Annotated in this window: 9 protein-coding genes and 1 pseudogene; 4 read left to right on the top strand and 6 right to left on the bottom strand. The window is 74.8% G+C overall.

The genetic code is table 11. From position 1 onward, the window contains the following. Window positions 1–2: 2 nt before the first annotated feature. Together DSM104329_RS17380 and DSM104329_RS17375 are read left to right on the top strand one after the other, a co-directional pair. A pseudogene (locus DSM104329_RS17380) lies at window positions 3–3103 on the top strand (sarcosine oxidase subunit delta). Further along, the gene (locus tag DSM104329_RS17375) at window positions 3096–3743 is read left to right on the top strand and encodes a sarcosine oxidase subunit gamma (RefSeq protein WP_259311113.1); all 648 of its coding nucleotides are present in this window, start codon (window positions 3096–3098) and stop codon (window positions 3741–3743) included. The pseudogene DSM104329_RS17380 and the gene DSM104329_RS17375 overlap by 8 nt, the downstream one beginning before the upstream one ends. Before the next feature lie 6 nt (window positions 3744–3749). Here the strand turns inward: DSM104329_RS17375 and DSM104329_RS17370 are convergent, their stop codons facing one another. From DSM104329_RS17370 to DSM104329_RS17355, 4 genes are all read right to left on the bottom strand, one after another. After that, complete coding sequence (locus tag DSM104329_RS17370; RefSeq protein ID WP_259311112.1) at window positions 3750–4682, bottom strand: CobW family GTP-binding protein; 933 nt, start codon at window positions 4680–4682, stop codon at window positions 3750–3752. Continuing rightward, window positions 4675–5001 carry a hypothetical protein gene (locus tag DSM104329_RS17365; RefSeq protein WP_259311111.1) on the bottom strand — a complete coding sequence of 109 codons (327 nt, stop codon included), beginning with the start codon at window positions 4999–5001 and terminating at the stop codon, window positions 4675–4677. Before DSM104329_RS17365 ends, DSM104329_RS17370 begins: the two co-directional genes overlap by 8 nt. A 24-nt stretch (window positions 5002–5025) precedes the next feature. Beyond that, window positions 5026–5907, bottom strand: coding sequence for a polysaccharide deacetylase family protein (locus tag DSM104329_RS17360; protein WP_259311110.1), 882 nt, complete (start codon window positions 5905–5907; stop codon window positions 5026–5028). A 124-nt stretch (window positions 5908–6031) separates the two neighbouring features. Then, the gene (locus tag DSM104329_RS17355) at window positions 6032–6784 is read right to left on the bottom strand and encodes a bestrophin-like domain (RefSeq protein WP_259311109.1); all 753 of its coding nucleotides are present in this window, start codon (window positions 6782–6784) and stop codon (window positions 6032–6034) included. A gap of 417 nt (window positions 6785–7201) precedes the next feature. Between DSM104329_RS17355 and DSM104329_RS17350 the strand changes: the two genes are divergently transcribed. Continuing rightward, window positions 7202–7549: a DUF7144 family membrane protein gene (locus DSM104329_RS17350; protein WP_259311108.1), complete on the top strand. Its 348-nt coding sequence runs from the start codon at window positions 7202–7204 to the stop codon at window positions 7547–7549. Between the two features lie 9 nt (window positions 7550–7558). Here DSM104329_RS17350 and DSM104329_RS17345 read toward each other — a convergent pair whose 3' ends face one another. Beyond that, complete coding sequence (locus DSM104329_RS17345; RefSeq protein WP_259311107.1) at window positions 7559–9094, bottom strand: DHA2 family efflux MFS transporter permease subunit; 1536 nt, start codon at window positions 9092–9094, stop codon at window positions 7559–7561. Between the two features lie 190 nt (window positions 9095–9284). Further along, window positions 9285–9698, bottom strand: coding sequence for a hypothetical protein (locus DSM104329_RS17340; RefSeq protein ID WP_259311106.1), 414 nt, complete (start codon window positions 9696–9698; stop codon window positions 9285–9287). Between the two features lie 150 nt (window positions 9699–9848). Here DSM104329_RS17340 and DSM104329_RS17330 point away from each other — a divergent pair, with 150 nt between their 5' ends. Next, on the top strand, window positions 9849–14270 hold the full coding sequence (locus DSM104329_RS17330) for a BTAD domain-containing putative transcriptional regulator (protein ID WP_268738858.1): 4422 nt from the start codon (window positions 9849–9851) through the stop codon (window positions 14268–14270). The last annotated feature ends 3 nt before the right edge of the window (window positions 14271–14273 follow it).

Genomic DNA, 14273 nt, shown 5'->3' with positions numbered 1-14273 from the left:
CCATGCTGCTGATTCCCTGTCCCTGGTGTGGGCCGCGCGACGAGACCGAGTTTCACTACGGCGGGCAGGCCGGCGTGCCGTATCCACCCGATCCTCAGGCGCTGACCGATGCCGAGTGGGCCGACTACCTGTTCGTGCGCGACAACCCCGCGGGCCCGTTCCGCGAGCGCTGGTACCACGCGGTGGGGTGCCGCCGCTGGTTCGACGTCGTGCGCGACACCGTGACCCACGAGTTCCGGCCATGAGCGCGCCGTGGCGCCTGGCCCAGGGGGGTCGCATCGATCGCGACCGCCGCCTGGCCTTCACGTTCGACGACCGCGCCTGCGAGGGTTTGCGGGGCGACACGCTGGCCTCTGCGCTGCTGGCGGCCGGGGTGCGGGTGGTGAGCCGCAGCATCCGCTTCGGCCGGCCGCGAGGCGTGTACGCCGCGGGGATCGAGGAGCCCAACGCCCTCGTCGAACTCGGCGGCGCCACCCCCGAGTCGATGGCCACCGCCACGACGGTCGAGCTCTACGACGGGCTGGTGGCCCGCGGGCTGCCGGGTCGCGGGCGGCTGGCCGCGAACGCCGACCGGCGGGCCGGCGACCGGATGCACCGCCACTGCGACGTGCTCGTCGTCGGCGGCGGTCCCGCCGGGATGGCCGCCGCTCTCGCCGCCGGGCGCAGCGGCGCGCGCGTCATCCTGGCCGATGACGGGAGCGAGCTTGGCGGCAGCCTGCTCGGCAGCCGCGAGGAGATCGACGGCGCGTCCGCGGCGGACTGGGTGGCCGAGGCGACGGCCGCGCTCGGGGACCTGCCCGAGGTCGACGTGTTGACGCGGACCACCGTGCTCGGGCGCTATGACGCCAACGACGTGATCGCGCTGGAGCGCCGCACGGACCATCTCGGCGCCGATGCGCCCGCCCACCTGGCCGGCCAGCGCCTCTGGGACATCCGCGCCGCGCAGATCGTCCTCGCCGCCGGAGCGCACGAGCGGTCCATCGCCTTCGCCGGCAACGATCGTCCCGGGGTGATGCTCGCGGGCGCCGCGCGCACGTACGTCAACCGCTACGCCGTCGCGCCCGGCCGGCTCGCCGTCGTCTTCACCACGCATGACGGCGGCTACGCGGCCGCCCTGGATCTCGCGCACGCCGGCGTCGCCCCCGCGGCGGTCGTCGATGCTCGTCCGGCCGCGCCGGACGCGTGGGCGCGCCGCTGCCGGGACGCGGGGATCGACGTCCTGGCCGGCCACGTTGTCACCCGCACGCATGGGGGCGATGCGCTCGACGGCGTCACCGTCGCGCGGCTCGACGCCGGCCGGCGGCTGACGTCCGGCGGGCGCGACATGGCCTGCGACACGCTGCTGGTGTCGGGCGGATGGAGCCCCACGCTGGATCTGTTCAGCCATGCCCTGGGCGCGCTGCGCTTCGACGACGCCGTCGGCGCGTTCGTCCCGGCGGGAGCGGCGTCCGGCATGGAGGTCGCGGGCGGCGCCCGAGGCCTGACCGGCCTCGGGGCGTGCCTGCTGGACGGGGCGCACGCGGGCGCACGGGCCGCGCGGACCGCCGGGTTCGACGCACCGCTGCCGAGCGTGCCGGCCGCCGACGAGGCGCCCGCGAGCCCGCCCGCCGCGCTGTGGGTCGTCCCGGAGCCCGGCGACGGCGAACCGTGGACCACGCACTTCGTCGACCTGGCGCGCGACACCACGGTGGCCGACGTCCGCCGCGCCACCGGGGCCGGGATGTGCTCGTCCGAGCACGTCAAGCGCTACACGACGCTGGGGACCGCGCACGACCAGGGCAAGACGTCGGGGACGCTCGCCATGGGGGTCCTGGCGGACGCCCTCGGCGTGGCGCCGGGCGACGTGGGGGCGCCCCGCCACCGCCCGCCGTACGCGCCCGTGTCCTTCGCTGCGATCGCCGGGCGCGACCGCGGCCGGCTTCACGATCCGATCCGGGTGACCGCGCTTCACAAGTGGCACGAAGCCCACGGCGCTGAGTTCGAGGACGTCGGGCAGTGGAAGCGGGCCCGCCACTATCCGCGTGACGCAGAGGACATGGAGGCGGCGGTGCTGCGCGAGTGCCGCGCCGTCCGCACCGGGGTCGCGCTGATGGACGCCTCGACGCTGGGCAAGATCGACGTCCATGGGCCCGATGCCGCCGAGTTCCTCGACCGCATGTACACGAACCTCATGAGCACGTTGAAGGTGGGCGCGATCCGCTACGGCGTGATGTGCCGGGCGGACGGGATGGTGTTCGACGACGGGACGGCGATCCGGCTCGCCGAGGACCGCTACCTCGTCACGACCACTACCGGGAACGCCGCGGCGGTCCTCGACTGGTTCGAGGAATGGCTGCAGACGGAGTGGCCGGACCTGCGCGTGCACTGCACGTCCGTCACCGACGAGTGGGCCACGATCGCGCTGGCCGGCCCGCGCTCGCGGGCCGTGCTCGGCAGCGTCGCTCCGGGTCTCGCCGTCGGTCGCGACGAGTTCCCGTTCATGGCCTGGCGCACGGCGACGGTCGCCGGCGTGCCGGCCCGCGTCTGCCGCATCAGCTTCTCGGGCGAGCTCGCCTATGAGATCAACGTGCGCGCCTGGTACGCGACGGGCGTCTGGGAGGCGCTCGTGGCCGCGGGGCAGGGCGACGGGATCACGCCCTACGGCACCGAGACCATGCACGTCCTGCGCGCCGAGAAGGGCTACCCGATCATCGGCCAGGAGACCGACGGCACGGTCACGCCGCAGGACCTCGGGATGGACTGGATCGTGTCCAAGAAGAAGGCCGACTTCGTCGGGATGCGCTCGTTCACGCGGCCCGACACCAGCCGCACCGATCGCAAGCAGCTCGTGGGGCTGCTGCCCGTCGACCCGCAGGCGCTGCCGGCCGAGGGCTCGCAGCTCGTCGACGGCGAGCCCCGCCAGATCCCCGCGATCATGCTCGGCCACGTGACCTCCAGCTACCGCAGCGCCGCGCTGGGCCGGACGTTCGCGCTCGCGCTGCTGCAGGCGGGTCGCGAGCGCATCGGCCAGACGCTCCATGCGTGTGCGCGCGGCACGGCCGTCCCGGTGACGGTCACCGAGCCGGTGCTCTACGACCCGGAGGGAAGCCGCCGAGATGGCTGACCCCATCCGCCGGACGCCCCTGCACCGGATGCGAGCGCGACTGGAGGCGGCGCGCGAGGCGCCCGGCGCCATCCGCCTCGCGGAGGTGCCGTGGCTCACGCAGCTGACGCTGCGTCTCGCGCCCGGCGGCGATGCCGCATCGGCGGCGGCCGCCGTCCTGGGAACCCGTCTGCCGGCACCCGGCGCGGCGCACTCGTCCGCCGAGATCGACGTGCTGTGGCTGGGTCCCGACGAGTGGCTCGTGGTGGCCGGCGACGGCGAGGGCGATCGGGTGGCGCAGCGGCTGGCCGCCGCGGTCGCTGACGCGCACGCCTCGATCGTCGACCTCTCCGCGCAGCGCACCGTCATCGAGCTGGCGGGCGCGGCGGCGCGCGACGTGCTGGCCAAGGGCTGCCGGCTGGACCTGCATCCGCGAGCGTTCGCCGCCGGGTCCTGTGCGTCGACGGAGCTGGCCCGCGCTGGCGTCATTCTGCACCAGCGCAGCGACGAGCCGCTGTACCGCGTCTTCGTGCGGGCCACCTTCGCCGAGTACCTGGCCGAGTGGCTCCTGGATGCCAGCGCCGAGTATCGCGGCGTCCCGCCGCTCGACCTGCGCTTCGCGACCATCGCCGAGCTCGAGCGGCCCACGCTCGCCTCCTGAGCGCCCCTACGGGTCGGGGACGAGCACGGCCAGGCGGTCCTGGAACAGCGCCAGCGACCGCTCGAGCTGCTCGACCTCCAGGTCGCGCGTCACGAAGGTCAGCTCGGAGCCGGGCGTCTCGGAGCCCCAGCCCGCGAGATGGCGCGGTGGGTGGACCACGTCCTGGACGGCGTCCAGGAGGACCGGGCCGGTCCCGCCGGCGTCCACCCGCGCCTTGAACCGCAGCACCCGAGCCCCGTGGGCGTGCAGCAGCATCGTCAGCCACACGCCGAAGACCGGCCACGACAGGGGGGCGCCCGGGCGCAGCGTGAGCGTGCGCACCGACGACAGGTGCTCGCCCGGCTCGGTGGCGACGTCGAGCGGCGGCCCGGCCGGCGGCAGCTCGGGCAGCGGGCCGGGGGCGACGAGCTCGGCGGACGGGTTGACCGCGCGCACGAGCGCGACCGCGCCGGCGACCTCCGGCGGCTCGCACAGGTCCGTCTTGCTCAGCACGACGCGGTCGGCCGCGGCGATCTGATCCACCGCCTCGCGGTGCGCCGCCAGCGTCCGGCGGACGGTCAGCACATCGACCACGACCACGATCTCGCGCAGCGCCGTCCGGTGGCGCAGCAGCGGGTCGTCGCGCAGCAGCTCCGCGACGCGCTCGGGATGGGCCAGCCCGGTGGTCTCGATGACCACGTGCGCGAGCGGCGTCTCGCGGGAGCGGCCGGCGAGCTCGCGCAGCAGCGCTCGCAGCTCCTCGGCCCGGTCGCAGCACACGCACCCGCCGGTCAGCAGGCGCGGCGGGCGGTCCCCGAACAGCTCGAGCTCGGTCATCGCGTCGCTGATCTCGTTGAGCACCACGACCGTGTCGTCCCCGCGCAGGGCGTCGAGCAGGAACGTCGTCTTGCCGGCGCCGAGGAACCCGCTGACGATCGACACCGCGATCGGCTCACCCATCGCGCAGCGCCTCCAGCAGCCGCGGGTCCAGGGGGTCGGGGCGCCGCGGTGCGAGCGCGTCGGCCGCGCCCCACACCTCGGCCAGCGTCTGGGCGACCTGCGAGCGCCCCTTGCCGTCGCGGACCACGAAGCCCGCCCCGACGGCGGGCAGGACGTCGAGCCCGTAGGGCGCGAGCACCGCGCGGCACAGCGCCGCCCGCCCGATGCGAGCGCGGCGCGCGTCCCGCGTCGCCGAGCCGTCGCGCTCCATCGTCTCCCCGCCCGGCCCCGCGTCAGCCCACTCGAACGGGCTCAGGCCGTATCCGCACAGGACGCACACGCCGAGCCGCCGATCCGACCGCGCTCAACCGCGGGGGCGGCGCGCGCGGAAGTCGTCGGCGATCTCGTCGAACGTCGCCCAGCGCACGCCCTCGTGGCCGTTGATGTACTCGATCAGGCGCTCGTGCAGCAGGAGCACCTGCGGGCGCCCGCTGACGTCCGGATGGATGGTCAGCGCGAAGACCGCGTAGTCCATCTCCCGGTAGACCCAGTCGAACTGGTCCTTCCAGAGCTGCTCGATGTCGCGCGGGTTGACGAACCCGTGCGAGTTCGGCGCCGTCTTGATGAACATCATCGGCGGCAGATCGTCGAGGTACCAGCTGCCCGGGAGCTCGACGAGGTCGGTCTCGGTGCCGCGCACCAGCGGCTTCATCCACTCGTGCGCGGGGCGGCTGTAGTCGATCTTCGTCCACGTGTCGCCCGTTCGCACGTAGTACGGGGTGAAGTCGTCGTGCATCAGGCTGTGGTCGTACTTGATGCCGTTGCGCAGCAGGAGATCGTTGGTGACGTTGGAGAACTCCCACCACGGCGCCACGTAGCCGGTGGGCCGGCGCCCGCTCAGCTGCTCCGCGAGCTCGATCGACTTCAGCAGGACGGCCTCCTCCTGCTCCTCGGTCATCGAGATCGGGTTCTCGTGCGAGTAGCCGTGGATGGCGATCTCGTGCCCGGCCTCGGCCACGGCCGCCATCTGCTCGGGGAACGTCTCCATCGAGTGGCCGGGGATGAACCACGTCGTGCGCAGGTCGTAGCGGTCGAACAGCCGCAGCAGCCGCGGCGTGCCGACCTCGCCGGCGAACATCCCCCGCGAGACGTCGGCGGGCGAGTCCTCGCCGCCGTAGGAGCCGAGCCACCCGGCGACCGCATCGACGTCGATGCCGTAGGCGACGAAGATCTGCTTCTCAGCCATGGTCCATCCCCTGTTCGCGTGGGCGCTGAGGTCGTGGACCGCAGCAGGTGGGTGAGTATCAGAGGCGCGGGCCGGCGTCCAGACGTCGGCGCCGGGTCGACGCTGGGGGGGCGCACAGTGGTCCTCATGGCGAGCGCGGCGCCGCCGCCGCCGGCGGCTCGTCCATCGAGTCGCGCACCGCCACGAGCGGGGTGTCGGGAACCCGGATCAGTCCGCGGGTGGGACGGTCGAGATCGCACGTGACGAACAGCAGCATGGCGACGAGCACCGACGCGAGGACCACTGCGAGGGTGGCGCGCCCGAGCATCGCCAGGTAGGCGGCGAGGAGGCCGAGCGCGAGCGCGGCGCCCGCGATCTCGAGGAACAGCACCGCGTACGGCACGCGGTTGTTGAGCACCGCGATACGCACGGACTCGTCGTCGATCATGTCGTTGAGCGACTCGACGTAGAGGCGCTGCGCGCTGGCCACCGGCGCCGCGTCGAGCTGGCGGCCGGCGATGCGCCACAGCATGCGCTCGAGCTCTTCGCCGGCGGCGTTGGCGGCCTTCTCCCGATCGCTGCCCGGTATGGACCTCGACACGAGGAGCGTGCTGTCGGTGTAGCTCACCAGCAGCTTGAGCGAGTCGGTGCGTCCGGGCTCCCGTAGCGTCTGCGCTCGCAGATACGCCGTGCCGATGGCGTTCGCCTCGGCGACGACGGCGGCTCGGCGCGTCTCGTAGCGATCCACGGCGAGAGCGAGGCCGAACGCGAGCAGCAGCCCGACGACTCCGAGCAGGGCGCCCTGGAGGACGGCGAACGGCTCCTTGAGGTTGTTGGAGAGGTGGCGCAGCCGGCGGCCCACGAACAGCCCGACCGCGGTCGCGCCGAGCACGACCACGAAGAGGATGAGCGCGAGTGCCCAGCTGCTCAGCTCGAAGAAGAGCGTGGCGCTTCCTTCTCATCGGGCACGGGCCGATGGTCGGGCCAGGACACGGCCGGGTCAACCGCGCGAGGTGCGGCGCACGGTCCGTCGCGGGGTCCGGCGAGCGAGCCTGCGTGGTGCGACCACGGGCGCGAGCCTACCTGCCGAGCACGCCGGCTGTCACGGCAGACCGATCGGCGACGAGACGGTCCATGCGTCAGTGCTCGAGCACGTCGGGCCGCAGCTCCTGGCGATCGTCTCCGGCTGAGCAGACGACCGTCCGGCCAGGAAACGGCGCGGCGCCGGCGAACATCGGAGCCACACACGGACGTCGGCGAAAGAGCGAGGACCATGACCAGCACGTCGGGCAGGCGAGCGGCGAGAAGCGGATGGGTGACGTTCGTCGGGGCGTACCTCGCGCTCGCGGGGGTGCTCAACCTCCTGTGGGCCGCGGGCGCGCTCGCCGACAAGCGCAACTTCGCCGAGAACGAGCTCGTCTGGTCGACGCTGTCGACCTGGGGGTGGATCGCGTTGTTCATCGGCGCCGCCCAGCTTCTGGGCGCCGGGCTCGTCGTCACCCGCAAGGGCGCGGGGCCGTGGATCGCCGGATTCCTCGGCTTTCTCGGGCTGCTGGTCAACTTCCTCGCGATCGGCGCGTACCCGATCTGGTCGGCCATCCTGCTCGCCGTCAACGCCCTCGTGGTGTGGGCCTGCACCGTCCACAGCGACGAGTTCTTCTGATCAGACGGATCAGTGCATCAGTACGGGCTCGGAGGCCTCGGCGCTCACCGCGTCACCGGGCTCGTCGACGGGCTCGGGCTTGTGCTTGGGCAGCAGCGTGACGGCGACGAGGAACGCGACGACGACGAGCCCCACGGCGTACCAGAACGTCGCGCCGTAGGCGTCGGCCATCATCGGGGCAACGCGCTCACGCACGGCGTCGGGGACCACCGCGCCGATCCCGCCGCCGGCCGCGTTCGGAAAGCGCGACGCGAGCTCGTGGGCGAGGATGACGCTGAGCACGGCGGTGCCGACCGACGCGCCCACCTGCTGGTCGATGTTCAGCGTCGTGCTGGCCCGGGCGATCGCGGCGTGGCGCAGCGTCTGCAGGGCGCCCGTGAACGTCGGCATCATCGTGAAGCCCATCCCGAGGCCCATGACGAACAGCAGCGCGCCGATGAGCCAGTAGCTCGTGTCGGCGCCGAGCTGGGTCAGCCCGACGAACGACGCCCCGATGAGCACCAGGCCGCCCGGGACGATGCGGCCGATGCCCGTTCGGTCCGCCAGCTGGCCCGCGAGCGGCATCGCGAGCATCGCGCCCAGCCCCTGCGGCGCGAGGAGCAGGCCGGTGGTCATCGCCGACTCTCCGCGGACGGACTGGAAGTACAGCGGCATCAGGAGCATGCCGCCGAACGCGGCGATGATGACGAGGAACAGCGTCGCCGAGGCCGCGGAGAAGATCCGGTTCTTGAACAGGCGCAGGTCGATCAGCGCGTGCGGCGTGCGCAGGCCGTGCACGACGAAGAGGGCGAGCATCACGACGCCCGCGATCAGCGGCACGAGCACGCGAGTGGCGCCGAAGCCGCCGGCCGAGTTGCTCTCCGCCAGCCCGTAGATCAGCGCGGCGAGCCCGGGGGACAGCAGCGCGAGGCCGAGCCAGTCGAACCGGTGCTGCGGCGCAGGCACGTCGGTGGGCAGGACGCGGAAGGCCATGGCGATGGCGGCGATGCCGATCGGCAGGTTGATGAAGAAGATCCACCGCCACGAGAAGCTGTCGACGAGCCAGCCGCCGAGAATCGGTCCGAGGACGGGACCGAGCAGCATCGGCACGCCGATGATCGCCATGACGCGCCCCACGCGGCTCGGGCCGGCCGCCCGCGTGAGGATGGTCATGCCCGCGGGCATGAGCATGCCGCCGCCGAGCCCCTGAAGGATGCGGAAGAGGATCAGCGTCTCCGCGCTCCAGGCCGCGCCCGACAGCATCGAGCCGGCCAGGAACAGCGCGATCGACATGAGATACAGGCGCTTGGTGCCGAAGCGGTCCGCCGCCCAGCCGCTCACCGGGATCACCGTCGCGAGCGCGAGCGTGTATCCCGTGGCGACCCACTGGATCGTCGACAGTGGCGCGTCGAAGTCCCGCGCGAGCGTGTTGATCGCGACGTTGACGACCGTCGTGTCGAGGATCGACATGATCGCGCCGAGCACGACGACCGAGGCGACGAGGATGAGCCCGCGGTCGATCTTGGCGTCGGCAGCAGGAGGCGAGGTGGAACCGTTGGCGGACATGCGGCAGCGAGACGAGACGGTGTCGTTTCGATGGTAGCCGCCATGCCGCGAGGCGAGTGTCCGTGGTCACGAGCGCGCCGCGGCGATGCCGGCGATCGTCACGTCGTCGTGCCGGTGCGCGGCCGGCCCTGGGCGCGCGGAGGGGGCCGTCCTCGCGGACGGCCCCCTCGAGCCCGGCGCTCCCGCGGCGTCAGCGTCCGGCGGTCCCCTCCTCCGGGCCGCCGTCGAAGCGGGTGAAGGGCGATGCGGTCGCGATGGCGCCGCGGGTGCCCTCCTCGGGGCCGCCGTCGAAGCGGGTGGTGGGCGATGCGGTCGCGATGGCGCCGCGGGTGCCCTCCTCGGGGCCGCCGTCGAACCGGGTGAACCCGTGCGAGCTGCGCAGGAGCGCCGTCGCCGCCGGGAGGTGCGACGCCTGCACGCCGGCGGGCTGGGCGCGCCCGACGGCGCTGGTGGAGGGGCTGCCGTTGTCGTCGGCCACGACGATCGCGACGGCGACCGCGAGGCACACGACGGTCACCGCGGCAAGGGCCAGAAGCGCGCGGACCAGCTCGTAGTGGCTGCGCAGCACGACCGCGGGATGCTGCTGGGGAATGGACTGACCCATGACTGCCTCCTGTCCGGGGCGGCGCCTGGATGCTCCGCCCGGTGGTGGTTGAGATCGCCGCCGATCCTGCGGCCCGGCGGTCTCCGCGCGCCCACGGCGCGGTCACAGCCCGGTAACGTCGGCTCAGCGGTCCGTCGTCCCCGCCTGCCCATGGACTTCCGCATCCTCGGCCCTCTCGAGGCCTGCAACGCGCGCGGGGAGGTCCCGCTCGGGGGTGCTCGGCAGCGGGCGCTGCTGGCCCTGCTGCTGATCCACGTCAACGAGACGCTCTCGACGGACCGGCTGATCGACGAGTTGTGGGGCGACCGGCCGCCGGCCGCGCCCGCGAAGACGCTGCAGATGCAGGTGTCGCGCCTGCGCCGGGCGCTCGCGTGCGGCGGTCCGGCGGCGACGCTCGTCACGCGCGAGCGCGGCTACGCGCTGCGCGCGGACCCGGACCGCATCGACGCGCACCGCTTCGAGCGCCTGGCCGCCCAGGGCCGCGCGCAGCTCGCGGGCGGCGACGCGGCCGGCGCGGCGCGGACGCTCGAGCAGGCGCTCGCCCTGTGGCGCGGCCGGCCGCTCGCCGACCTGGCCGACGAGCCGTTCGCCCGGCCCGAGATCGCCCGGCTCGACGACGAGCGCGTCGCGGCGCTGGAACAGCTCATGGAGGCACGGCTGCAGCTCGGGGCGGACGCCGAGCTCGTCGCGCCGCTCGAGGCGCTCATCGCCGAGCACCCGTACCGGGAGCGGCTGCGCGCGCAGCTCATGCTGGCGCTCTACCGCGCCGATCGGCAGGCCGACGCCCTGCAGGCCTACCAGGACGCGCGCCGCCGGCTCGTCGACGAGCTCGGCATCGAGCCCGGCGAGCGCCTGCGCGATCTGGAGCGGGCGATCCTCGCGCAGGATCGGGCGCTGGGGCGGCCGACGGCTCCGGCCGCGGAGGCGGTCGCGCCGCCCGAGCCTCCGCAGGCCCGCGACCTGCCGAGCGGCGTCGTGACCTTCCTGCTGACCGACATCGAGGGATCGTCGGCCCTGTGGGAGGCCAGCCCGGACGGCATGGCGGCTGCCCTGGAGCGCCACGACGAGATCGTCGCCCGCGTCGTCGAGGCCGAGGGTGGGCGCCTGCTGAAGGCCAAGGGGGAGGGCGACTCGACGCTCACCGTCTTCCGCCGGGCCTCGGACGCCGTCGAGGCCGCGAGCGGGCTGCAGGCGGCCCTCGACGCCGCCGGCCGGACCGAGGACGTCGCGCTGCGCGTCCGCGTCGCCGTGCACACGGGCGAGGCGCACGAGCGCGGCGGCGACTACTTCGGTCCCACGCTCAACCGGGCCGCTCGGCTGCGCAGCCTCGCGGGCGGCGGCGAGGTCGTGCTGTCGCAGGCGACGGCGGAGCTCGTACGCGACCGGCTGCCGGCCGGGGTGGAGCTCGATGATCGCGGCGAGCACGCGCTGCCCGGCCTCGTCCGGCCCGAGCGGGTCTTCGCCCTGCGCCCGTCCGCCGCCGGGTGGACCGTCGGGCCGCCTCCCGGCCCCGACCGCCGCAAGACCGTGACCGTCGTGTTCGCCAGCGTCACTGACCCGCGCCCGGACGCGCTCGACCCCGAGGCCCGCCGCCGCCTGATGGGTCGCTGCCTGGACCGGATGGTCGAGGTCCTCGACCGGCACGGCGCCACCGTGCAGGCCTATCCGGGCGACGTGGTGCTCGCCGTGTTCGGTCTGGACCTCCTGCACGAGGACGATGCGCTGCGCGCCCTGCGAGCGGTCGCGGGCATCCGCGACGAGCTCGCCGCGCTCGGCCCCGAGCTCGACGCAGCGTTCGGCGCGCGTCCCGTGTTGCGCGCCGGGGTCGGCACCGGCGAGATCGTCGGGGGGGCGCACGATCCGAGCGGCCCGGCGGTCGGGTGCGCACAGCAGCTCGAGTCCCTCGCCGAGCCCGGCGAGATCCTGCTCGACGAGGCAACCCGTCGCCTCGCGCGCGACGCCGCACGCACCGAGCCGGCGGGAGAGCGGGCGGACCGCACGGGCGCGGCCGTCGCGCCCGCCCGGCTGCTCGCCGCGCCCGCGCCCGCGCCGGGCGCCGGCGCGCGGACCTCCCGGCTCGACGCGCCGCTCGTCGGCCGCGAGCAGCCGCTCGCCGCGCTCGCCGGCGTCCTCGCCGCCGCCGCCGCGGACCGCACATGCCACCTGGCCACGGTCCTCGGCGCGGCCGGGGTCGGCAAGTCGCGCCTCGTCCACGAGGTCGTCAGCGGCCTCGGCGGCGAGGTCGCGATCCTCCGCGGCCGCTGCCTGTCCTACGGCGAGGGGATCACGTACTGGCCGCTGGCCGAGGTCGTCCGCGACCTCGCCGGCGGCGCGCCGGACGACCCCCGGGCGGTGCTCGCCCGGGCGGTGGGCGACGATCCGCGGGCGGACCGGATCGTCGGCGGCGTGGCCGCGGCGCTCGGGCTCGGCGGCGCCACGGGCGAGCAGATCGCGTGGGCCGCGCGGACGCTGCTCGAAGTGCTCGCGAGCGCCCGCCCGCTCGTCGTGGTCATCGACGACCTGCACTGGGCGCAGGCGGCGTTCCTCGATCTCGTCGAGCACGTCGCGGACCTGGCGCGCACCGCGCCGATCGTGCTGCTCTGCATGGCCCGGCCGGAGCTGCTGGACGACCGGCCGGGGTGGGGCGGGGGCAAGCTCAACTCCACGACGATCCTGCTCGAGCCGCTCGGCGCCGCGGACAGCGCGCGGCTCGTCGGGCACCTGCTGCAGGGCACGGACCTCGAACCGGGCGCCGCCGAGCGCATCGCCGAGGCCACCGAGGGCAACCCGCTGTTCACTGAGGAGCTGCTGGCCGAGCTCGCGGACCGCGGCCTCCTGCGCACGGACGTCGAGCTCCCGGCGCAGCTGCCCGTGCCGCCCACGATCCACGCGCTGCTCGCGGCGCGCCTCGAGCGGCTGCCCGACGACGAGCGCGCGCTCCTCGTACGCGCCTCGGTCGAGGGCGTGGTGTTCCACGGGGGAGCCGCGCGAGCGCTGGCCCCGGCGCCGATCGCGGGTGCCGCGGACCGCCTGATCGCCTCGCTCGTGCGCCGCGATCTCGTCCGCCCCGACCGGGCCAGCCTCCCGGACGAGGACGCCTACCGGTTCCGCCACGCCCTCATCCGCGATGCGGCGTATCGCTCGCTGCCGAAGGAGACGCGGGCGCGTCTGCACGAGGAGTTCGCGGGATGGGTGCAGGAGGCGGCGGGGTCGACGCTGCCCGAGCTCGACGAGATCGCCGGCTACCACCTCGAGCAGGCATGTCGCCTGCTCACGGAACTGGGTGCGGCCGGTGCGGACGCGGAACGCCTGGCCGAGCAGGCCGCGGACCGGCTCGGATCGGCGGCCCGCGGCGCCCTGGCCCGCGCCGACCGCGGCGCCGCGATCGGCCTGCTCGAACGCTCGGCCGCCCTGCGCGGCCCGGACGATCCGCGCCGGGCCCGGCTGCTCGCACAGCTCGGCGCGGCGCTCCTCGAGGCCGGCCGCCTGGCCGACGCCGGCACGGCTCTGGCCGGCGCCGCGGCCGGCGCCGCGCGGGCCGGCGACGCGGTCGCCGCGGCGCACGCGCGGGTCGAGCAGCAGTTCCTGGACCTGCAGCTCGGCGCGGCGGGCGGCAACGCGCGCGCTCTCGCCGTGGCCGACGGGGCGCTGCCCGTCTTCCGCGGCGCGGGCGACGAGCACGGCCTGTGCCGCGCGCTGCGCCTGCGCGCGTGGGTGCACTGGATCGAGGCGAAGGCCGCCGCGGCGGCTGGCGCCTGGGACGAGGCGGCGACGCACGCCCGGCGCGCGGGGGCCGAGCACGAGCGCATCGACATCCTCGGCTGGGTGGCGTCGTCGCTGTTCTTCGGGCCGACGCCGGCGCCGGAGGCGATCCGGCGCGGCGAGCAGATCCGCGAGCAGGTGGCCGCCGACCCCGCGATCACCGCCGAGGCGCTGCAGCCGCTCGCCGCGCTGCACGCGATGCAGGGCCGCTTCGACCGCGCGCGGACGCTCCTGCGCCAGTGCGACGCCGTCCTGGCCGATCTCGGCCTGAGCCTCAGCTCGGCCGTCTCGCACCACGCCGCGATCGTCGAGCTGCTCGCCGGCGAGCCGGCCGCGGCCGAGCGCCACCTGCGCGACGGCTACCGGCTGCTGGAGGAGATGGGCGACCGCGCGCTGCTCTCCACGACCGCGGCGTTCCTCGGCCAGGCCGTGCTCGCGCAGGGCCGCGACGACGAGGCCGGTGAGCTCGCCGTGCTCGCCGCGGAGCTCACCGCGGACGACGACCTCATCACGCACGTCGTGTGGCGGGGCGTGCGGGCGCGAAGCCTGGCCGCACGGGGCGACGCCGGGGAGGCGGTCGATCTGGCCCGCGAGGCGGTCGCGCTGGCCGAGCCCAGCGACTTCCTCAGCCATCGCGGCGACGCCCACCTGGATCTCGGGATCGTCCTCGGGGCCGCAGGCCGCCGGGAGGAGTCGGCGCGGGCGTGCGAGTCGGCGCGGGCGCTCTACGAGGCGAAGGGCAACGTCGTCGGCGCCGCCCGCGCGGCGGGGGTTGCGCTCTCAGGCCGCGGTCTGCGAGCATCGCCCTGAGCC

The sequence above is a fragment of the Capillimicrobium parvum genome, from assembly GCF_021172045.1.
GTDB lineage: Bacteria > Actinomycetota > Thermoleophilia > Solirubrobacterales > Solirubrobacteraceae > Capillimicrobium > Capillimicrobium parvum.
This window is presented reverse-complemented; position numbering and strand designations above follow the sequence as displayed.